The organism is Nocardia sp. NPDC005978 (genome assembly GCF_040614455.1).
Classification (GTDB): domain Bacteria; phylum Actinomycetota; class Actinomycetes; order Mycobacteriales; family Mycobacteriaceae; genus Nocardia.
Window position 1 is genome coordinate 1 of record NZ_JBEXUS010000126.1, and the last position, 21,434, is coordinate 21,434.

17 protein-coding genes are annotated in these 21,434 nt (G+C 64.1%); 11 read left to right on the forward strand and 6 right to left on the reverse strand.

Features of this window, described 5'->3' with window-relative positions:
- Window positions 1-134: 134 nt before the first annotated feature.
- Complete coding sequence (locus ABZ319_RS34845) at window positions 135-1,457, reverse strand: deoxyribodipyrimidine photo-lyase (protein WP_354990819.1); 1,323 nt, start codon at window positions 1,455-1,457, stop codon at window positions 135-137.
- A 197-nt stretch (window positions 1,458-1,654) separates the two neighbouring features.
- Here ABZ319_RS34845 and ABZ319_RS34850 point away from each other — a divergent pair, with 197 nt between their 5' ends.
- A complete protein-coding gene (locus ABZ319_RS34850; RefSeq protein ID WP_354990820.1) occupies window positions 1,655-2,230 on the forward strand; it encodes a TerD family protein in 576 nt (191 codons plus the stop codon).
- 120 nt (window positions 2,231-2,350) lie between these two features.
- Here the strand turns inward: ABZ319_RS34850 and ABZ319_RS34855 are convergent, their stop codons facing one another.
- From ABZ319_RS34855 to ABZ319_RS34870, 4 genes are all read right to left on the reverse strand, one after another.
- Window positions 2,351-2,647 carry a helix-turn-helix domain-containing protein gene (locus ABZ319_RS34855; RefSeq protein WP_354990821.1) on the reverse strand — a complete coding sequence of 99 codons (297 nt, stop codon included), beginning with the start codon at window positions 2,645-2,647 and terminating at the stop codon, window positions 2,351-2,353.
- Window positions 2,648-2,673: 26 nt separating this feature from the next.
- The gene (thpD, locus tag ABZ319_RS34860; RefSeq protein WP_354990822.1) at window positions 2,674-3,558 is read right to left on the reverse strand and encodes an ectoine hydroxylase; all 885 of its coding nucleotides are present in this window, start codon (window positions 3,556-3,558) and stop codon (window positions 2,674-2,676) included.
- An 84-nt stretch (window positions 3,559-3,642) separates the two neighbouring features.
- Complete coding sequence (locus tag ABZ319_RS34865) at window positions 3,643-4,389, reverse strand: TetR/AcrR family transcriptional regulator (RefSeq protein WP_354990823.1); 747 nt, start codon at window positions 4,387-4,389, stop codon at window positions 3,643-3,645.
- A gap of 205 nt (window positions 4,390-4,594) precedes the next feature.
- Entirely contained in the window at window positions 4,595-5,566 is a 972-nt protein-coding gene (locus ABZ319_RS34870; RefSeq protein WP_354990824.1) for a nitronate monooxygenase family protein, read from the reverse strand.
- 720 nt (window positions 5,567-6,286) lie between these two features.
- Here ABZ319_RS34870 and ABZ319_RS34875 point away from each other — a divergent pair.
- Window positions 6,287-7,198, forward strand: a complete 912-nt coding sequence (locus ABZ319_RS34875; protein ID WP_354990825.1) for a ParB N-terminal domain-containing protein — start codon at window positions 6,287-6,289, stop codon at window positions 7,196-7,198.
- Window positions 7,199-7,236: 38 nt separating this feature from the next.
- Here the strand turns inward: ABZ319_RS34875 and ABZ319_RS34880 are convergent, their stop codons facing one another.
- Window positions 7,237-8,784 (reverse strand): acyl-CoA carboxylase subunit beta, encoded by a 1,548-nt coding sequence (locus ABZ319_RS34880; protein ID WP_354990826.1) that lies wholly within the window; start codon window positions 8,782-8,784, stop codon window positions 7,237-7,239.
- A gap of 305 nt (window positions 8,785-9,089) precedes the next feature.
- Here ABZ319_RS34880 and ABZ319_RS34885 point away from each other — a divergent pair, with 305 nt between their 5' ends.
- The 9 genes from ABZ319_RS34885 to ABZ319_RS34925 form a co-directional block, all read left to right on the forward strand.
- On the forward strand, window positions 9,090-10,601 hold the full coding sequence (locus tag ABZ319_RS34885) for a DUF262 domain-containing protein (protein WP_354990827.1): 1,512 nt from the start codon (window positions 9,090-9,092) through the stop codon (window positions 10,599-10,601).
- A gap of 147 nt (window positions 10,602-10,748) precedes the next feature.
- On the forward strand, window positions 10,749-11,663 hold the full coding sequence (locus ABZ319_RS34890; protein ID WP_354990828.1) for an ABC transporter ATP-binding protein: 915 nt from the start codon (window positions 10,749-10,751) through the stop codon (window positions 11,661-11,663).
- On the forward strand, window positions 11,638-12,405 hold the full coding sequence (locus ABZ319_RS34895) for an ABC transporter permease (protein ID WP_354990829.1): 768 nt from the start codon (window positions 11,638-11,640) through the stop codon (window positions 12,403-12,405). The genes ABZ319_RS34890 and ABZ319_RS34895 overlap by 26 nt, the downstream gene beginning before the upstream one ends.
- 20 nt (window positions 12,406-12,425) lie before the next feature.
- A complete protein-coding gene (locus ABZ319_RS34900) occupies window positions 12,426-13,949 on the forward strand; it encodes a Gfo/Idh/MocA family oxidoreductase (RefSeq protein ID WP_354990830.1) in 1,524 nt (507 codons plus the stop codon).
- Window positions 13,950-13,960: 11 nt separating this feature from the next.
- Window positions 13,961-14,956: a phosphotransferase gene (locus ABZ319_RS34905; protein ID WP_354990831.1), complete on the forward strand. Its 996-nt coding sequence runs from the start codon at window positions 13,961-13,963 to the stop codon at window positions 14,954-14,956.
- Complete coding sequence (locus ABZ319_RS34910) at window positions 14,953-16,212, forward strand: hypothetical protein (RefSeq protein ID WP_354990832.1); 1,260 nt, start codon at window positions 14,953-14,955, stop codon at window positions 16,210-16,212. The genes ABZ319_RS34905 and ABZ319_RS34910 overlap by 4 nt, the downstream gene beginning before the upstream one ends.
- A 228-nt stretch (window positions 16,213-16,440) precedes the next feature.
- The gene (locus tag ABZ319_RS34915) at window positions 16,441-17,094 is read left to right on the forward strand and encodes a hypothetical protein (RefSeq protein ID WP_354990833.1); all 654 of its coding nucleotides are present in this window, start codon (window positions 16,441-16,443) and stop codon (window positions 17,092-17,094) included.
- A gap of 214 nt (window positions 17,095-17,308) precedes the next feature.
- Window positions 17,309-18,283, forward strand: a complete 975-nt coding sequence (locus tag ABZ319_RS34920; RefSeq protein WP_354990834.1) for a hypothetical protein — start codon at window positions 17,309-17,311, stop codon at window positions 18,281-18,283.
- A gap of 92 nt (window positions 18,284-18,375) precedes the next feature.
- Window positions 18,376-21,434, forward strand: a 3,059-nt coding sequence (locus ABZ319_RS34925; RefSeq protein ID WP_354990835.1) for an acyltransferase domain-containing protein, incomplete at its 3' end; no start/stop codon positions are given.

Below are 21,434 nucleotides of genomic sequence, written 5' to 3' on the forward strand. Positions count from 1 at the left end.
CGACGGCAGCACCGAAACCCTGGACACCGCGCTGGTGCTGGCCTGTGACGGGCGCGATTCCGCCGCCCGCGCCGCCGCCGGACTCCGGCACCGGCCCCGGCCCACCGCCGCCTCACCGGCTGTCCCGAAAGTGTTCACATACCCCGGAATTCGACGATCGGCGCCGGATACACCGAGGCCGGAACACCGGCGCGCCACGGCCGCTGGATCTCCGCACCCGGCAGGTGCGCGATCTCGGGCAGCCAGCGGCGGACGTAAACCCCGTCGGGGTCGAAGCGGTCGGCCTGGCGCAGGGGGTTCAGGACGCGGCTCGACCGGGTATCGGTGCCGGTGCCCGCGACCCACTGCCAGTTCAGCCGGTTGTTGGCGATGTCGGCGTCGACCAGCCAGCGTTCGAAGTGCTCCGCGCCCAGCCGCCAGTCCACCTTCAGCGTCTTGCTCAGAAAGCTGGCCGTGATCATGCGGGCGCGGCCGGGCTGCAGACCCGTGGCCAGCAGCTGCCGCATGGCGGCGTCGACCATCGGGTAGCCGGTGTGGCCGGACTTCCAGACGTCGAAACCGTCGGGATCGTTCAGCCAGGTCCGCCCGTCCGGACGGTAGTCATCGACGGCCACTTCCGGGCGGTCCGCGAGCACCTGGTGATGGAAGTCCCGCCATGCCACCTGCCGGACGAACGCCTGCCCGCCGGCGGAGGAGGCGTCGGTGCGGTAGACCACCTCGGTCGGCGACAGACAGCCGAAGTGCAGGTAGGGCGAAAGCCCCGAGGTGCCGTCTATCGTCAGTTGATCCTTGGTGTCCTCATAGTCGTCGACCGGCCCGGAAACCCAGTGCGACAGCAGCTTCCGGCCCGTGGTCTCCCCGCCGACCTGCAAGTCCGGCGAACCCGGACCCGAGCAGAGATCGGCGAGATCGGGCAGCGGATCGCTCTCGATATCGGGCACCGTCACCCGCTCGGGCACGGGCAGCGGCCGCCGCATCGGCGTCTGGGACCAGCGCCGGTAGTACGGGGTGAACACCGCGTAGTGGCCGCGGCCGGTATCGGGTTTCATCTCCGCGGGATCGACGGCGGTGATGGAGGCGGGATGGGTCTTCACCTGACAGTCCAGGCTCGACAGCTCGTCGCGGATGGCCTCTTCGCGCTCGCGGCTGTAGCGGCTGACATCCTCGGCCAGATGCACCGTCTCGGCGCCGGTCTCGGCCGCCACCCGCGCGACCTCCTCGGTCACCCGGCCGCGGCGCACCACCAGCCGCCCGCCCCGGCCGCGCAGTTCCGCGTCGAGTTCGTCCAGCGCGGCCAGCAGGAAGCGCACCCGGTTCGGGGCCTCGCGCACCCGCGCGACGATGGGCTCGTCGAGCACGAACAGGGGCACCACCGCATCGTCGCGCGCCGCGGCGGTGAGCATGGGGTTGTCGCGAATGCGCAGATCGCGACTGAACAGTGCGATGGAGACGGACATGACCCCAGCCTATCGCCGAAATGATGCGAAAACGATTCAACCCGGCGCGTCCGCGGGCATGTCCCGCACCGGACCCGGCGCTTTCCGCCAACACAACCAGCGCCGACACCGCCGACTTCGCTATCGTCGGTATCGGCAACGACCGACGAGAGAACCGGCCGCGAACGATGGTCCGCGGCGACAGGAAAGGAACCACTATGGGTGTCAGTCTGGCCAAGGGTGGCAATGTCTCACTGTCCAAGCAGGCTCCGAATTTGACCGCGGTATCGGTGGGTCTGGGCTGGGACGTGCGCTCGACCACCGGCGCCGACTTCGACCTCGACGCCAGCGCGCTGGCCACCGACCCGAACCACAAGGTGTTGTCGGACAGCCACTTCGTGTTCTACAACAACCTCAAGTCCCCCGAGGGCAGCATCGAGCACACCGGCGACAACCTCACCGGTGAGGGTGAGGGCGACGACGAGACGATCAACGTCGATCTGGCGGGCACCCCGCCGACGATCACCAACATCTTCTTCCCGGTGTCGATCCACGACGCGCAGGCCCGGCAGCAGTCCTTCGGCCAGGTCCGCAACGCCTACATCCGCGTGGTGGACCGCGCCACCGGCGCCGAGCTCGCCCGCTACGACCTGACCGAGGACGCCTCGACCGAGACGGCCATGGTCTTCGGTGAGCTGTACCGCAACGGCGCCGAGTGGAAGTTCCGCGCCATCGGCCAGGGCTACGCCTCGGGCCTCGCGGGCATCGCTCGCGACTACGGCGTCAACCTCTGATCGATTCACGGCTTCGCGCCGTACGGGGGTAGACCGCACGGGCCGCGCACCGCAGGGTGCGCGGCCCGTTCCGTGTCCTCGAACCGTCCGGGCGCTCGCATCCCGCTTGTCGGGCGGTGTTCACGCCGGCGCACGGCGATCCGCGCGCGGCGGCGGTGGCGGCGGCGGGTCCGCCGGAGCGGTCGAATGCCGTAGCGCGGCAAGCTGCCTGGGAGAGAGACCGAACCAGCGGCGGCTGGCGCGGGTGTAACTGCTCTGCTCGGAATAGCCGAGCTGGGTGGCGATCTGCCCGCCCGACAGATCGGTCGCGGCGAGGTCAACGACTTCGTTCAGAACACCGTGCAGCAGGCCATTACCTTGTTCAACCTGCCGGTCCCGGCACCGCGGTGACCTCCGGTCGGTCACCGGACCCTGCATGATCGGGGTCCGGCGACCGTCGTACCTCAGACCAGCGGTGTGAAATCCCGATTCGCGATGTAGTCCGGACGTGGCTCATCGGCGGCGAACGGCTCGACGAGGGCGTTCTCCACGCTGTTGAAGACGAGGAAGATGTTCGAGCGTGGGAACGGGGTGATGTTGTTCGACGAGCCGTGCATGATGTTCGAGTCGAACACCAGGGCCGAACCCGGTTTGCCCGTGAACTGGGTGATTCCGCACTGCGCCGCGAGTTCGACGATGTCTGCGCCGCGCGGCACGCCGACCTCCTGGCTCCGCAGCGACTCCCGGTAGTGGTTGGCCGGGGTCTCGCCCTGACAGGGCACGAACGTGCGGTGCGAGCCCGGCATGAGCATCAGGCTGCCGTTGAACGGGAAGTTCTCGGTCAGCGCGATGGACACGCTCACCGCGCGCGGCGCGGGCATGCCGTCCTCGGCGTGCCAGGTCTCGAAATCCGAATGCCAGGAGAAGCCCGCACCCCACAGCCCGGGCATGTAGTTGATCCGGCTCTGATGCAGGTAGACCTCTGAACCCAGGATCTGGCGGGCGAGCCCGGCGATCCGGCTCTCGCGCACCAGATCCGCGACCATGGAGCTGAATTCGTGCACCGCGAAGATCGAGCGCACCCGGCGGGAGCCCTTCTCGATCACCAGACGCTCGTCGAGCATGAGTTCCGGGTCGCCGGTCAGCCGCGTCACCTCGGTGGCGAAATCGGTCACCTCGGCGCGATGCAGCAGGTGGTCCATGATCGCGAAGCCGTCGGTGTCGAAGGTGTCCAGGCCGTCGGACTCGATCGTGCCCCACACCGTGGGGTCCACCCGTCGGCGATGGGGTGCGGGAGCGAGCGTCCGGGTCGGGTAGCGGTCGAGGGTTCGGTTGTCGGTCAACGACATTCGGTGAAAACTCCTGGGGTCATCGATTAGTAGGGGCGGCGGCGGTATGCACCGCTGTCGCCACCGCACTGGGCGGTGACCCGTTCAGGCTGGCAAATCAACATTGAGGAACCCGTGTGCGCGGTTTGAGTTTCCGTGTCGGTCGGATGTCGGTTCGCGGTCGAGATCGCGGCACGAGGTTGGATACGAGCCTCGTGCGCCGGCCGACAAGCCCCGCACACACAACGTCACCGCCAGTGCCATCGCGTGCTCTTTCGGAATCTGACGGCCACCATCGGACCATTGCTGGGCGGTGAACCGGCAGATGCCCATCAGGCCCGCCGCGACGAGACGGGCTTGGTCGAGATCGGTGTCCAGATCGCGGGCCAGAATCCCGGCGACCGCGTGGACGCAATCGTCCACCGCGCGATCGGTACAACGGCGAACGGATGGTTCGCTCGGCAGCGTGGTGTCGAAGAGCATGCGGAAGCTGTCGGGGTCGTACTCGACGAAATCGAAGTAGACACTCACCGCCGCGCGGGCTCGGGCGAGGTTGCCGGCCCTGATGTTCATGGCCCGCCGGACTTCGGACACCAATCTGTCCGCGTGCGCCTGAACCACTTCCGAGTACAGCTCCAACTTGCTCGTGAAGTGTTTGTACACAATCGGTTTGCTGATTCCGGCGCGAACCGCGATCTCCTCCATCTGCGTCGCGTGGAAACCACGCCGGGCGAAGACTTCGCCCGCGGCGGTCAGCACACGCCGCTGTTGCGCCTCGGCGGCCGCGCGCCGGCTCGGGCCCCGTCGTGGCAATTCCCGCACACCGGCGACTCCGCGGCCCTCCTCAGGCATCGTCCACACCATTCGACCTCACCGCATTCCGCCGGGGGCCGAACGAGCTCGACCCACGAAGCAGATTGTCAGCACTATTGGCATAGCGTCAATACGGTGTGGCGTAGTTATCGCAAAGCTCGAGGTGGTCGCGAGCCCTCGCCGAGACGGAGATCCTGGGACGTGGCCGCGCTGCGTGCGACAGCGCGACCTTCGACACGGACCCTCAGAGCCGAAGCAGACGCGCCTTCGCCTCGGCGTACTCGGCGCCGAGCCGTTCGACGAGGTCGGCGACGGGCAGCACGGCATCGGTGGTGCCGATGCCCTGGCCCGAACCCCAGATGTCGCGCCACGGCTTGGCTTCGGGACCCGCGGGCTCCTCGGTACCGAAATTCATCACCGACGGGTCGCGATCACCGAGGCTGTCGGGGTCGAGGCCCGCGGCGGAAATGCTGGGGCGCAGGTAGTTTCCGGGCACGCCGGTGAAATGGCTGGAGTAGACGATGTCGGCGGCGGCGGAGTCCACGATCATCTGCTTGTAGCCGGGCACCGCGTTGGCTTCGTCGGTGGCGATGAACGCCGATCCGATGTAGGCCAGGTCGGCGCCGGCGGCCTGCGCGGCCAGGATCGAGCGACCGTGCCCGATGGCGCCCGACAGCAGCAGCGGACCGTCGAACCAGGCCCTGATCTCCTGTACGAGGGCGAACGGCGACTGCGCGCCCGCGTGCCCGCCCGCGCCGGCCGCGACCGCGATCAGCCCGTCGGCCCCGCGCTCGACCGCCTTGTGCGCGAACACGTCATTGATCACGTCGTGCAGCACGATCCCGCCGTAGGAGTGCACGGCCTCGTTCACATCGGGACGAGCGCCGAGCGAGGTGATGACGATCGGCACCTGGAATTCGACGACGGTGGCGAGGTCTTCCTCGAGCCGGTCGTTGCTCTTGTGCACGATCAGGTTCACCGCGAACGGCGCGGCCGGCTGCTCCGGGTTGTCCGCGTCGTACTTGGCCAGCTCCTCGGTGATACGCACGAGCCACTCCCGGAACTGTGCGTGCGGGCGAGCGTTGAGCGAGGGAAACGACCCGATCACTCCCGCCTTGCACTGCGCGATCACGAGCTCGGGCCCCGAGACGATGAACATGGGCGAGGCGACCGCGGGCAGACGCAGTCGATCGAACAGGATGGGCGGCAGGCTCATCGGTGCATTTCCTTCACATCAGGTAGACACTCGCGAGCGGGCCGCGGTTCACATATTTGGTCGCGACTGCCCGTACGAGGCGGATTCGAACCTGATCGTAATGCGAACGGCCACGGTCGGCTGCCCCCGGTCGGGCGTCGCGCAGATCATCGCGACGCGGCCGTTCACGGGTCCACAGGGCCGCGGGCCACCCGGTGCCTCCACGTGAGCAACCGGGCTGAGCACGCGTTACATGTAGACGGTCGCCATACCCCGGCGCGAAGCAATCGCAGGCATCGAGGACCACTATTGGGGTTGTGGATCGCGCGACGGCCGATCGCTGAACACGTACACGGGATCGCGACGCGGCCGAGGGGATCGAAACATCGGACGCTGGAGGCTTTTTCGAGAATTTGGCCTATCCCGCGCGTTCATAACAATTTTACTTCAGCACAGCAAATCCAAGGCTGTGTACCGAAAGATGTGCTGCGCACCAGCAATGCCACACTCGTCATGCGAAGGCACCCCCCAGGCAACCCTCGATCAAGTCGAAATGTGTTGTTGCCTAATGAATTTAGTGCAACGATCGATCTTCATCGGCGAGGCCTCATCGCAAATGATCGAGGGGTCCGTGTCGGTCGGCACGGTGTGCGACCGCCTCGGGCCAACGCGCTCCGGAGCTGCAGCACAGGTATGCGCTTCTTGCCGTATCGGGATCGGCCATGACGGGGAGGAAGTGCTGTGACAGAAGAGCCGGGGAGGAGCCATTCCAGCGCCGAGCGATATGCGCAGGCCGTGCCGGACGAACCGACACTCAGCGAAATCATCGAGCTGCCCATCGGTCGAATCGCCGCGTCCGGATCGATCAGGGCGTCAGGCCTGGACCACGGGCACCTGCGGCTGCTGTGCGAACTGCACGAACCGCACCCGCCCATAGTGGTCCATCGCGTGACCATGCGGATCATCGACGGGTTTCACCGCCTCGAAGCCGCCCGGCTCCGGGGCGCGACCACCGTCCAGGCTCGATTCTTCGATGGGACCGACCAGGAAGCCTATGTCCTCGCGGTCAAAGCCAATGCCGTGCACGGGTTGCCACTCTCACTCTCGGATCGCAAGCGCGCCGCGACGCAAATCCTGCAACTGTTTCCCGACTGGTCCGACCGCAGGGTCGCGGGTATCACCGGTGTAGCCCACAAGACCGTGGGAGCGATTCGCCGCCGCGCCGGTGGGGAAATTCCCCACCTGGAGCGGCGCGTCGGTCGTGATGGGCGACTGCAACGCTCCGACAGGCGCGGAACTTCTTCCGATGGGCAGGCCCGGGTGCGCGCGCCGATCGCCGAGAACCAGTCGACCCCGATCCGGCCGGCCGCCCGCCCGAGCGGGCGTGCCTCCTCCAGCCCGCAAGCTGACCTGACTCCGGCAATCCGCAGCCTGCGCGCGGACCCGTCTTTGCGATTCAGCGACGCAGGCCGGGCGCTACTTCGCTGGCTTGACGCAGGTCCACGCACGCTGGAGGAGTCGGTGGCACTGGCCGATCAGATTCCCGGGCATTGCTCTGCGGCGATCGTAGCGGTCGCCCGGCGCAATGCCGAGCACTGGCAGAGCATGGCCGATGAACTCGATCGCAGACTCCATTCGAGGAAAGGGGCATGATCCTCAGGGCTCACAGATCCCCGAACGGCGTACTGACGTCACAACGGTATGAGAAGGTGCTTTCGCGGGGTTTGCGCAATCGACTTGTCGCACAGGAGCCGCAGCGCCTTGCGGATCTCGAGCCGGGTCCGGGCCGGCTCGATCACCGCATCGACGTAGCCCCGTTCGGCCGCGATCCACGGAGTCGCCGCGGTCGCGTTATAGAAGTCGATCATTTGCCGGCGCAGGATCGGGCGTTCGGATTCCGAGGCCGCGGCCAGCACACGCCGCTGCGTCAGACCTACAGCCGCCTCGGCCCCCATCACCGCGATGCGGGCGGTGGGCCACGCCAGATTGATATCGGCACCAAGGGGTTTCGAGCCCATGACCGCATAGCCACCACCATAGGCCTTGCGGACATTGATGGTCACGATCGGCACGGTGGCCTCTACGACCGCGAACATGAACCGGCCACCACGTTTGATGACGCCGATCTTCTCCTCTTCCACGCCCGGGAGCATTCCCGGTGTGTCGACCACGAAGACGAGCGGCAATCCGAACGCGTCGCAAAGCCGGATGAAGTGCGCGGCCTTGTCCGAGCAACGGGCGTCGATCGCACCGCTCGACACGAGGGGCTGGTTGGCGACCACGCCGACCGGCCTGCCGTCCACCCGAGCGAAACCCGTGATCATATTGAGGGCGAACGAGTCACTGACCTCGTGGAAATCGCCGTCGTCGAAGATTCGCAGCAGTACCTCGTACATGTCGTAGCCTGCACGATCGGAATCCGGGATTATCGCGTTCAATTCCCGATCGCTGTCGGTGATGTCCGGTTCGATGCCGGGATTCACCAGCGGCGCTCGATCGAAGCAGTGCGACGGCATGTAGCTCAGGTAGTTCCGAGCCCAGTCGAATGCGGCTTGCTCATCAGGGGCAACGTGGTGCACGTTGCCGTTCGCCGCCTGCGTGAACGCTCCGCCGAGTTCGTCCAGGGACACTTCCTCGCCGGTGGTCTCACGGATGACATCCGGTCCGGTGACGAACATATGAGCCGTCCGGGTGGCGATCAACACGTCGGTGTTGATCGGCGAATAGACAGCGCCCGCAGCACATTTGCCGAGCATCAGCGAGACCTGCGGTACCAGGCCGGACAGCCGGAGCTGACGCCTGCTCAGCGCCCCGTACCAGGCGAGGGAAGTCACCGCGTCCTGCACGCGCGCACCGCCGGAGTCGTTGATGGAGACGAAGGGACATCCGACATCGGCTGCGAAGTCCATCGCCTTGGCCACCTTGCGCCCGAACATCTCCCCGACCGATCCGCCGAACACCGTCTGATCGTGTGAGATAACCACCGCGGGACGGCCATCGACAGTGCCGCGTCCGGTGACCACGCCATCGCCGGGGGGTGCGCTGTCCGACCCGGGCTGTTTGACCAGCGCGTGGAATTCCACAAAGCTGCCTGCGTCCAGCAGCATGGCAATTCGTTCGCGCGGACTAGGAATTCCTTTTGCCGCGCGTTTGGCTATCCCCGCCTCTCCGGATGGTTCCTGAGCGGCCTGCAAATGTTCACGCAACGCCGCCAGTTTCCCGGCCGTAGTATGCACCATTGGAGCCCTTCCTTTCGGGCGCCAGCGCGCTCGATACCCCGGATTACTGACCGTAGATCGCACCGGGCCGGCGAGCAAGTGCCGCTGAAAAAGTTGCCCCGACAACCCCGGAGAAAAAAGTCCAGCAGAATGAAGCACGCAATTCTTATAGACAAACCGATTGGTCTGATATGACGATCCGGATCGATGGACATCTATTCGGTTAGCAGGTCGCAGCGGTTGTGAAGTGATCAACCGCGGTGTACCGTCTCCGTCTATTCCGCTCCCGCAACCGAAGAGGCATTGCGTTAATTATTGGGGGGATCATGACCAAGATTTCGACCCTACTGGCTCAGATAGATTCTGGAACACTGGTTCTACCCGAATTTCAGCGCGGTTTCGTATGGAGCCGAAGCCAGGTTCGCGGTCTGATCCGATCCTTGTACCTCAACTATCCGGTTGGCGGAGTGTTGCTGTGGGAGGCGGATGTCACGTCGACCCTTATCCGCAATCAGCAGGGGGAAGGTCTCGGCGCGCTCCTGCTGGACGGGCAACAGCGCATGACTTCGCTGTACGGGGTCATCCGGGGTCGCACCCCGCAATTCTTCGATGGCGACCCGGACCTGTTCGAGCGCCTGTCCTTCAACTTCATCGCGGAAGAGTTCCGGTTCTGGCCACGCGGGCATCAGCTGACCGCCGGATGGATCGATGTCACGCAACTGTTCGGCGAGGGCGTGGGCGCGTTCGTCGAGAACATCGCCCGGCACGGCGAGTCTGCTCGAGTCTATCTGGACCGAGTCAATCGACTCGCCCAGATAGTCGACCGAGACCTCCCGGAGCAGCGGCTGACGGACGAGCACCATGACCTGGACATAATTGTCGATATTTTCAATCAGCTGAATTCCAGTGGAACCACCCTCTCGAAGGGTGACCTGGCCATCGCGAAGGCCTGTTCGCGGGTACCCGATGCCCGGCGCCGCGTGCGCGACCACATGGGCCGCTGGCGAGAGGCCGGCTACAAGTTCCGAACCGACTGGGTCCTGCGCAACATAACAGCCGCGGCCACGAGTCGAGTGGACTTCGACTCGCTCGATGCCGTATCGACCGATACGTTCGCGACAGCGCTGGAACACACGCCGGGCCATATCGACTCGATTCTTGCGGCACTGTCCGAGCGGCTGGGCATCGATCACGACCGAGTCCTCCTGGGCCGGACCGCCGTTCCCGTACTGTGCGTTCTGCTGCAGCGATACGACGGCGTTCTCACCGATGCCACGGAACGCGACAGGATGCTGTACTGGTATGTCGTCTCGGCACTCACCGGACGCCACCGATCATCGACCGAGACAGCGCTGAATCGCGATCTCGCACTGCTGGAGAGCGATGGTCTCGACGGACTGGTGGCGGACCTCGTGGACGACGACGATCAGCCGTTGAAGCTGACGCCCGACGACTTCGACGAATCCAATATGAACGCTCGCACGCTACCTTTGCTATACGTACTCGCGAAGAATTCCGGCGAGCAGGCAGAGGGCAAGCCGCTGGCGATCAGATCCCTGTTCCCGCGCGCCGATTTGAATCGACTGGGGTTCCCGTCTCGATACGTTAATGCAGTCGCCAATTATATCTGCGGCGACCCCGAGATATTTCGAGGACCGGATGGAGTCGACGAGCTGCTTTCACGACTCGAGGAGTCCTCGCGGGGCGCAATCGCACGACAGTGCATTCCGCAGGATCCAGCGCTGTGGACAATCGAGCGATACCCGGACTTCCTGGCCGAACGCAGAATACTGCTGGCCGGCGCAGCTCAGAAGGTCCTCGATGGCTTACGCGGCTGATTATCGCGATTCGGCGAGTCCCACGCATATCGAAACGCGGCAATACACAGGGAAATAACCGCAATAGACCTTCTTGGAGTTGCCTTGGTCAATCACTGGATTTAATCTGGTTCATGGCATTCTTGCAAATCAACGATGGGAGAGGCCATGGGTGATCTCGCGTACAGAATCACCGATCTGGTCAAAGTCTACGCAACCCATAGCGCGCCCGCGGTAGATAATATCTCGCTCGACATCAGAAGCGGCGAAATATTCGGGATACTCGGCGACAACGGTGCCGGAAAGAGCACACTGGTGCGCCAGATGGTCGGATTGCTGCGCCCGAGTTCGGGCGATATCGAGCTCTTCGGAAAATCTGTTGCCCGGGATAGCGAGCAGGTCAGCCGGTTTGTCGGTTATATGCCACAGAACAGCTTGGCGTTGAATCGACTGACCGTGTCCGAGGCGATATATTTCTCTGCTCATCTGCGTGGCATGTCCAGGCGAGAAGCAATGTTCGAGCGTGACGAGATGATCGAAACCTGGAAACTCTCCAGCCTGCGGAATCGATCGAGCGTTCACCTGTCCGGCGGTCAGCGGCGGTTGCTGCAGCTGGCCGTGGCTACCGCCGGGCAATGCCCGGTGCTGGTCCTGGACGAGCCGACCAACGATCTGGATCCCATCAATCGACGGCACGTCTGGGATGTCCTGCATCGCCTGAACGCGGATCGGGGTACGACGGTCATCTTCATCACACACGATGCCATCGAGGCCGAGCGAATCGTGCAGCGCGTGGCAATCATGATGGCCGGCAAGTTCATTGCGGTCGGAACGCCGGCCGACTTGAAGAGCCGAATTCAGCAGTACGTGCGGCTCGAGGTCTCCCTGCCGGAGAGTGGCGGGCAACTTCCCACAGAGGCCCACTGGCAGTGGCGCCCGGACGGAAGCGCGGCAACCTCGGTACATCGAGACAGCGTCAATGCAATCTTGAACGAGCTCATCAGCAGGAATGCCACCGCGGACTTTCGTCTGTACTCGGCCACGTTGGAGGACCTGTATGTACATCTCGCAACAACCAATTAGACGGCCCGCGTGGCCGATACAGTTCATCGATCTGTTCCTCATCCAGCTGTCGAACTGGCGTTGGTCGTGGCGAGCCATGCTGGTCACCGGGATATTCACGCCGATAGTCGGAATAATCGCGCTGGGGAATTTCGTGGACCGCGGGCGCGTATCTGTCGCCTACGTCCTCGTCGGCAGCATGGTTCTCAGCTTGATGTTCGAGAATCAGAACAAGGTCGCGCAGAACTTCTCCTACATGAAGGCGATGGGAACTCTGGACTACTTCGGGACCTTGCCCGTACGGCGGTATTCGGTGATCTTGGCGACAGTATCGGCATTTTTCGTACTGTCCGTGCCAGCACTGGCCGCGACGCTGATATTCGGGTCGGCGTTCCTGTCGATAGAACTCTCACTGAATGCCGCGGCACTGGTGGTTGTTCCGCTGTGCGTGTTACCGCTCGCGGGCTTCGGCGCATTGATCGGCGTATTCGCCAGAACGCAGGAGGAGACCAGCTCGATCTCGCTGTTCGTGACCATCGTCCTGCTGTTTCTGGGTCCGGTCTACGTGCCGCCCGAACAACTGCCGGACTGGGTTGTTGCGCTGAGCTACCTCAGTCCCGCGACATACGCCGCCTCGGCGCTTCGGCAATGTGTCATCGGCCCGATCGATAGTCGCCTGTGGCTTGATATATCTGCTCTTTCGGCGTTCAGCTTCGCGGCTATCGCCATTGCCGGACGGAAAATGCGATGGCGGACATCGTAAGTAAGCATGACAGGGGTGGGATGTTGAAGAATGTCATGATAGTGGGCTATGGCCCGCATGCTCAGAAGAATCATACGCCCGCACTCCTGGACGCCCGTGCCCATGGAAAGGTCGGCACCATTGTCGCAATTGATATCGCGGCAGCCCGCGAACAAATAGCTTCTTTCACAGAACTCCTCGGCGGTGGGATCAGAACGGTATACGTCGATGATTTCGATGCGGAACTTCGTGAACTACCGCAGGCAGTCGTACAGGTTCTGGACGGGGTGGTGGAGGCCGAGCGAATTGATGGCGTCATCGTCGCGACCGAGCCGTCCTTCCATGTGGCATATGCCCGGTGGGCAATTCGCCGGGGAATCAGCGTCCTGATCGATAAGCCGCTCTCGATCCATGCCAACAGTTCGATCGATCCGGCTGCGGCAGCCGCCATCCATGAAGATTTCGAGGCCCTCGCCACGTTGTACATCCAGGAAAGGTCCATCCATCCGGACCTTTTCGTCGGCGTACACACACAGCGCCGCTATCATCCCGCCTTCAAGTTGATGCGATCACTGATCACCGAAGTGGCCGGCGATACCAACTGCCCGGTGACCTCGGTTCAGTCGTATCACAGTGATGGCCAGTGGCGAATGCCGGACGAATTGATCGACATCACCTATCACTCGTTCGAACGCGGATACGGGAAAGCCGCGCACTCCGGGTACCACTTCTTCGACATCGTGCCGTGGCTCATCGAGGCCGGCGAAACCGACGAGAAGCGCCTCGACCAGGTCGAGGTCTTCGCGAATGTCACCCGGCCCGCCGATCTGCTCACTCAGATCAGCGTCTCGGACTATCAGCGCCTGTTTCCAGAATTTCCGAGGGTTCAACGCTACTCCGCGGACATCCTCACCCGGGCCACCGCGGAGTTCGGTGAAGTGGATGCGTTCATCTCGGCCGCCTTCAAGAGCCGCGGCAGAACGGTCACCCTGGCCAGCATAAATCTGCTGCACAACGGAATCTCACAGCGTGGCAGCGAGCAACCGAACACCAGCGACCTGTACAAGGGGAACGGGCGCGTCCGCCACGAGACACACATCATTTCGCAGGGGCCTTTTCAAGCGCTGCATCTACAGGCTTTCCAGTCGCTGGACAAGTCCGTATCCGAATCCGGCAACGGCGGGGTCTCGGTCCGGGACCACATCGTCCTGCAGGTATTCCGTAACAACCATTTCAAGCGGGAGTGGAAGAAGACGGAGGTCTTCGATTACGACGGGATCCTGGCAAACGACGAGGACATGCGCAAGGAGTCGTTGCAGGCGGTGTCGCGACGGAAGACGGTCGACGAGTTCCTGCTCTATCTCAACGGACGCCGCAGTCGCGAGCATATGGCCTCCGAGCTGACAACTCACCGGCGCGGCTCGGTGCTCATGGCCGGGGTCTATCTGTCCGCGGCGCGACAGTGGACGGGGGAAACAGCAACGGCGGTGCTCGATTTTCACCGCGAATTTCCGGTCGTTGCCGAGTCCGGCGCCGACCTCAGCGCATCTTTCATTCGAGCGTAGCCGAGACCGCTATGACCGAGACCGCTCACGAACAACCCGCGGGTCTGATGACCGACTTCGCCTGGCGGCGTCTCATGACCATATGTGCGGCGCATGTCGGTACGGAATGCTCGGTCGCCAGAATAGCCGGCGGCAATGTGAGTCATGTGTTCAGAGTGACCGGGGGAAACAGCACCGCGATTCTCAAGATTCGCGGTAGCAGATTCTCGGGCATTCCAGATCAGGTAACCGATCCGGCGTTGATCGCATGCGAAGTGCGCGCGCTGTCGATTTATCACGGCGCAGCTCCGAATATTTTCCCCGAGGTGCTGGAATTCCGACCCGAATTGAACGCGATGATAATGACAGATATCTTCTGCGACCGCATGAACTATCAGGACCATCTCCTGCAGCGGCCGGCCCTTCCCGGCGAGCTTTCCCGATTGGGTGCGGCGCTGCGAACAGTCCACGATGCCACCGCCGATGCCGGCGCACGGGTGCGCCCGGATCTGACCGATGATCAGCGATTTCGCGACTTTTCGCTGGAGTATGTCCTCGAGCGGCACGGCCATCCGGCACTGCTGGCCACCAGTGCCGCGCTCAAACGGCAGCCGCGGCAGCAACTGATTCTGGGGGATCTCGCTCCGAAGAATCTCTCGCTGGCGGGGGGACGCGTGGCGATGTGCGATCTCGACAACGTGCACCTCGGATACCCGATGTTCGATGTCGGGTATCTCCTCGCCCACATCATGCTCCACCACATCGATCGGCCGGTGGATCAACGCCTGCTGACCACCGCTTTCCTCGACGCGTACTTCGGTGGATCGGGGATCTCGGACGACGATTACGCCATAGTCGGGCATGTCGCCGCAGGGACCGCCCTGTATCGCCTGTCGGGCACGGTCCCGTATCCGGCCGTGGTCGCCCCGGAATTCGAGCTCCGGGTCCGATCCGAGGTGCTGCGACTGCTCTCGGGTGATCACCGCGTGCTCGATGGCCTGAGCGCAGCACTCGGCGGTGCGCGATGAGCGCCGGAGCGCACCCGGGCGACTACGGGTTCGCGGTGCCGGACGTGCAGTCCCTGGCACGCGATCAATCTCCCTTCGCGGTCCGGACCGAGACGGTCGAAGTCGAATTGGCAGCCGGAGTGACCTTTCGCGCCGCGCCGGTGGAACTCGGCGCCGGCCGGTTCAGCAATATGTTCGAGCTGTGCATCGACAACAGCACGGCCTGGATCTGCGCGGAGAGTGACATAGAGGGGTTCTTTCTCAAGGATCTCCTCCGCGACAACGCGGATATCGCCGCCGTGACCGGCGCGTTCTCCTTCAGCTCCGACTACCCCGACTATCGGCCACCGGAACCGTGCTTCGACCTGTGTGTCCGCCAGGGCGTAGTGGTCAGTCTGCCGACCTCGAACAAGCCCGCCTATGTTTCGACCACCCGCGGCGCGCGAATCGGCACGGTCCCGGCGAACGGGTTGGTGGAGGCCGCCGGCCGCATTTTCCGATGGGCCGGCTCGAAAACCGTTGCCGATCCGGATGTCTGGATACGCGCGGGCGGCGTGGTCGTTTTCGGCGCCTCGAACTGCCGGATCGACTATGCGATGGCCGCGCGAACCGGATTCGTCCGCCATGTGGACAGCGCAGAGAATGTCACGCCCGCCGACAGCGGATGCGTCGACTGCGCGGTGGTGGTGCGCGATGGCACCCATCGGATCGCGCAGGTTCGAGCCGGTGGCGGGCTGGACTATTTCTCCGGAAACTACGTGCTGCGCGCGGATCGCTCCTGGGAATCCGTCCTGACACCCGGGACCGCGATTCAGATCTTGACCATCGGCGAACTGGATGTCCCTGATTTGATCTCCGGATTGTCCATCGGGCCGAGTGTCGGCTCCGCCGCTCGCGGGGACTGCGAAGGCTATGACGAGTCACTCGGGGTATCCCCTTTTCGTGACGCTCGCTACGCGCGCAGCTTTCTTTATTCCGACGCCGGCCTGACGCGGCTGCGGGTCTACGACGGGGCACCGCTCACACATTTCTTCGAGGGTTTGTCGCCGTCCGAAGCGGCCGCCGTGATGGCTCACGAGAAAATTCCGGTCGATGATATTTATTATCTCGACGGAGGTCAATCATCCAAGATAGCATTCCGAGCTGACACGAGTACCCGAATTGTCGGCAGCATGCATTATCTGCGCTGGCCGTCGGTTTCCGGCGAACCGTTCGTATGGCGCGGACCCGAGGGGCGGCGATTGAACAGCGCATTTGTCGTCCGCGCACGATTGTAAGAATGCCATCGTTCGCCGGGGAAATTCTTTTCCACAATGGACACACGGTCCGAATCGGGATAATATGTTGAATATTCAATCTGGGATCGCCCGCGAACAGGTCAGGTATCGAATAGCTTCCGGTTACGGCAGTTCGATATACGAACCATTCAGACCGGACAATATCGCGGGGTGGTTGCCGTCCTGCGTCGAGTGATGGACACAGAGTCGACGCGAGAGGAACTCTTGATGAGTGAGCTTGCACGTATGTCCGCTTCCGAAGACGACCTCCTTAATTCTTTTCCACTCTTCTGCGGCAGCGACAGGAATGTCGCGATGAGTGTATTCGAGTTCGTGCACGGATTTCTCACGAAAAGAACCTGGAGTGCGGAGCGGATTCGCCTGCACTACGGGCGCCGGACGGTCGTCGACATCCTCGAAGACGGCGATGTCCTGGCCGTGGCGCCCTGTCCGGACAGGACACTGGTGGCGGCAGCCATGCTGATACGCAACGGGATCGAACCGGTCGTGGTATATCACGAGCGCCGGGCGCTGGGTTTCGGCCCGTCGACCGCGCACCTGGCCATGGAACTCACCCTCGACGGTCTGCCGTTCATGGCCGACTTCGGCAGCCGCGAGTCCCGGTTCATGCGGGGCACATACGAACCGAATTCCGACATCGAAGCGACCGTCCAGATCGTCAGGTTCTCGACCGCGGCACTGGAGCTGGACCTGGGGGCCGTTTCGCCCAGCCTGTTGTTCGGGGCTCTCGCCTCCGAACATATCGATACCGAGAGCTACCTCGCCTATCTGATTCGAGAATCCGCCAAGTTTCCTGTTGGCCATATCATTTCGGAGAGGATGGCCTTCGATGCCAAGTTCAGCATCCAGCGTGATCTCTGATCGTGACGACGACCTCACCGGACAGTCGGTCCTGGTGATCAGTGACCGGCACGGCCTGGCCGATGCCGTGCGGGCGACCCTCGAGATGCGTGGCGCCGATATCCGGTGTTTCGTGGTCGCGGAGTCGTCCATACCCGGGCAGGGTCCCCGAGCCGGGAGGTACCTGGACCGATCGGCGCTGACGGACGAGCTGCTCGCGGCCCGGCCGGACTGGGTGGTGTTCGCTCCCTGCTACAGCCTGCGCAACCCGGCCGAGGATTTCGGCCCGCACCAGTGCCTGTTCCTGCGCGGAATACTGAAGACGCTGCGGATCGTGCTCGATGCCTGCGTCGGCCGGTGGGCCGATGGCTCCGGCGGCGTCATCGCGGTGGCGGCGTCACCGGCGGCGCTCGGTTCGACGGGCGGTCCCGGACTCGAACCGCTGGGCCAGGTTGTCAGGGCCTGCCTGCGATCGCTGTCGGCGGGGCCGCGCCCGGCCCGAACCCGGTTCATCGATGCTCCGGTGAGCGTGGAGACCGGCCTGGTCTCACAGTGCGTGCTCGATGCGGTGCGTGATCCGGCGCGGACGCATCTGGACTTGCGGGTGGCGTCGAACGGCGTTCTCGCGCAATATGACCCAGCATTGTCGATCGTTGCCGACGGGTCCTCCGCCCGAACGCCGGCGCCGGCGCGGAAGGGATTCGCGCTGGCCCTGAGCGTGAATGGCGGGGACGCCGAGGCGGTGCGAGATCGGGTTGCCGAAACCGGGGTCGGCCGGGTGGTGATGGCGTGCGCGAACCCATCCGCGGCCGGCGGTGACCGATCCTCGAACCCGGATCCGAACCGGCCCGCCGTCGAATGGAAACCACTCGACGTGGGCGACCTCTTCGATATGCGTCGTTCGTTCGAGAGGCTGGTGTGCACCCGAGGACGACCTCGGGTCGTCCTGTACGACACCGCACCGCACGCCTCGCCCACCGGTGAAGCCGATTGGGAAGACCTCCTGAGCGATGTCGTGTGCGGCTTCTACTACATGACCACGCTCGTCGGCCAGGAAACCGGTGTCGTGCTCGTAACCCACTATCCCGGCCGCGTCGTGAACGAATATGGGCCGGATTTTCGCCCGGACCTTCAGTACTTTCTCACCGCTGGTATCGGGTACCTGTGCGCACGCCATCCGAATACGCGCGTGCAGCTGACGCTGTCCTAGAAACACGGCCGGGATGGCACTCCGGAATCCTTTCGATGCGGAGCTCCTGCCCCCGGCTGCGATTAGTTGAGCAAGAGTGCGGGGTTGAAACCATGTCTTCTGATGACACTGCTATCGCGATCGTTGGTTTGGCGTGCCGCTTCTCCAGTGGCACGAGCCCGGATGAATTCTGGAACCTGCTCCGCGACGGGAGGGCGGAAACCCGCTCGGCGCCGCAGGCCGGCGCACGGACACAGCGGTTCGGCTCCCCCGCCGCCCCGGGCGCGAACCCGGCGGACGGCGATTCGTTCGACGCCGCCTTCTTCGGAATCGATGCCGAAGAGGCGTCGGCGATGGATCCGCGTCAGAGTACTGCGCTCGAGCTGGCATGGGAGGCTGTCGAGCACAGTTCGATGCGACCGCAGGAATTGGCCGGGCGACGCGTCGGCGTGTACATCGGGGCAATGGACGAGGGCGAAGTCCGGTCGCTGGGCGGTCCGGGTTCGTACTCGAGCGTGTATCGACATGTCGGCGCCGCACGATCGGTTATCGCGAATCGAATATCGTATTTCTTCGATTTCGTCGGACCGAGCTTGACGATTGACACCGGGCAGTCCTCCTCGCTGGTCGCCGTGCATACGGCATGTGCGGCGCTGCGCAGCGGAGCGATCGAATTCGCGGTCGCCGGCGGGGTGCATCTGACGGGTACTCGTGGCGAGGACGCCACGGAGTTCGCCGGGATCGGCGCGGAATCCCCGTCGGGTACGTGCTACGTCTTCGATGCACGCGCCGATGGATACGTCGCGGGCGAGGGCGCCGGCATGGTGCTCCTGATGCCCCTGGCCATGGCTTTGGCGCGAGACATGAAGGTACGGGCGGTCATCCGAGGTTCGGCCGTCGGGAACGAGGGCAGACGTGAAGGCGTGATCTTCCGGCCGAATGCGATCGGCCAGGCGACTGTCATGACGGAGGCTTGCGCGGACGCAGGCGTGCAGCCCGGCACGGTCGACTTCGTAGAGCTGCATGGAACCGGAACGCCCATCGGTGATCCCGTCGAAGCGGACGCCGTCGGGAGCGTGTACGGACACGCCGACCGTGCGACGCCTGTTCGCGTCGGCTCGGTGAAGACGAATATCGGCCATCTGATGGGGGCCGCGGGTATCGCGGGTCTGATCAAGGGCGTGCTGGCCATCGAGCGCGGCTGGATTCCCGCCAGTCTGAATTTTCGAGATCCCAATCCCTTGATCCCGTTGTCGGACTTGGGCATTCAGGTTAACAGCGCGCTATCGGAGTGGCCCGAGCCAGATCGGCCGCGGCGGGCGGGGGTGTCCTCGTTCGGGGTCAGCGGAACCAATGCGCACGTGATCATCGAGCAGGCGCCGCAGGAACCGAGTTCGGTCGGCGACGACGTGGAGGGCTGGGGAGTTGTTCCGTGGGTGCTCTCGGGTCGTTCGGCGGGTGCGCTGGCAGCACAGGCGGGCAGGTTGACCGATTTCGTACAGGACCACGCCGACGCGAATGCGATCGACATCGGGTCCGCGCTAGCGGGCAAGACGGTGTTCGAGCATCGCGGGGTCGTGCTCGGCCGGGATCTGGAGACATCACGGGCCGGTCTGCAGGATCTGGCCTCGGGGGAGCCCGGCCCGGATGTGGTCCGCGGAAAGGTCGCCGGTGCGGGTAAGACGGTGTTCCTGTTCCCCGGCCAAGGCTCGCAATGGGTGGGCATGGGCCGCGAACTCTACGACACCTCACCCGAATTCGCAGCGGAGATCACGAAGTGCGGGATCGCGTTCGCGCCCTACCTGGACTGGTCCATCGAGGGGGCCCTGAACGGTTCACAGGAGGGTCTCGATCTGACTCGGGTCGATGTCGTGCAGCCGCTGATGTTCGCGGTCATGGCAGGCCTGGTCAAACTGTGGGCCGCGGTGGGTGTACGACCCGACGCGGTGATCGGACACTCCCAGGGGGAAATCGCCGCCGCCTACGCCGCCGGGGGACTCTCTCTCGGGGACGCGGCGCGGATCGTGGCCTCGCGCAGTGGACTGATGGCCCGGTTCGAGGGCCAGGGCGCCATGGTATGGATACAGGCTGGCACGAATCAGGTGCGCGAACTGCTCACGCACTGGCCGGACCTCGAACTCGCCGCGGTGAACGGACCAATCTCGACGGTCGTGACCGGAGACCGAGAATCATTGGCGCAGTTGGTTTCCCGGTGCGATACCGGCGAAGTCCGCGCGCGCTGGATCGCCAACGGCGCCGGCCATTCACGCCTGGCAGACGGCACATGCGAAGAACTCCTCGGCAATCTGGGTGCCATCGACGCCGTTTCGACAGCGGTGATGTTCTTCTCCACGGTAACCGGGACGGCACTGGACACCCGCGAATGCGTCGCGGACTACTGGTTCCGGAACCTGCGCCAAACAGTTCTCTTCCAGGATGCCGTCACCGCCGCGCTGGCGGACGGGTGTGAATTCTTCATCGAAGTCAGCCCACATCCGGTCCTGATCACCGGCGTGACACAGATTTTCGACGCCACGGGATCGACCGCGACCGTCTCCGGGACACTGCGCCGGGACGATGGCGGCCTGCATCGCTTCCTCACCTCGGCCGCCGAAGCATTCGTGGCGGGCGTCGACGTGCACTGGCAGCGGATCTTCGACGGACACGCGACCAAACGAATCGATCTGCCCACCTACGCATTTCAGCGGCAGCGATTCGAAGCGGGGGCCATCACAGCGGGATCCGGAATCGATGATTCTCCTTTCGTCCGGCGGGTCCGGGCTTGCGACGCACGCGACGCGAAAACCATCGCGCTCGAACTGGCGCGCTCGAGTGCGAAGATGGTGCTCGGCGATACCGGTCCGATCGATGCCCACACCTCGTTCCGCGATCTGGGATTCGACTCGGTCGGCGTGCTGGCACTGCAGCGCACGCTCGCTGAAGCCACCGGACTGCCCATTCGCCCGACTGTTATTTTCGACCATCCCACACTCGATTCGCTGGCCGAATATCTCATCGCGGCGATCAACGGCGATCCGCGACCGACGCGAACACGACGTGTTGCCCCGCGCACCACGGAGCCGGTGGCGGTGGTGGGTATGTCATGCCGCTTCCCCGGCGGCATCACCTCCCCCGAAGACCTGTGGAACATCGTCACCACCGGCACCGACAC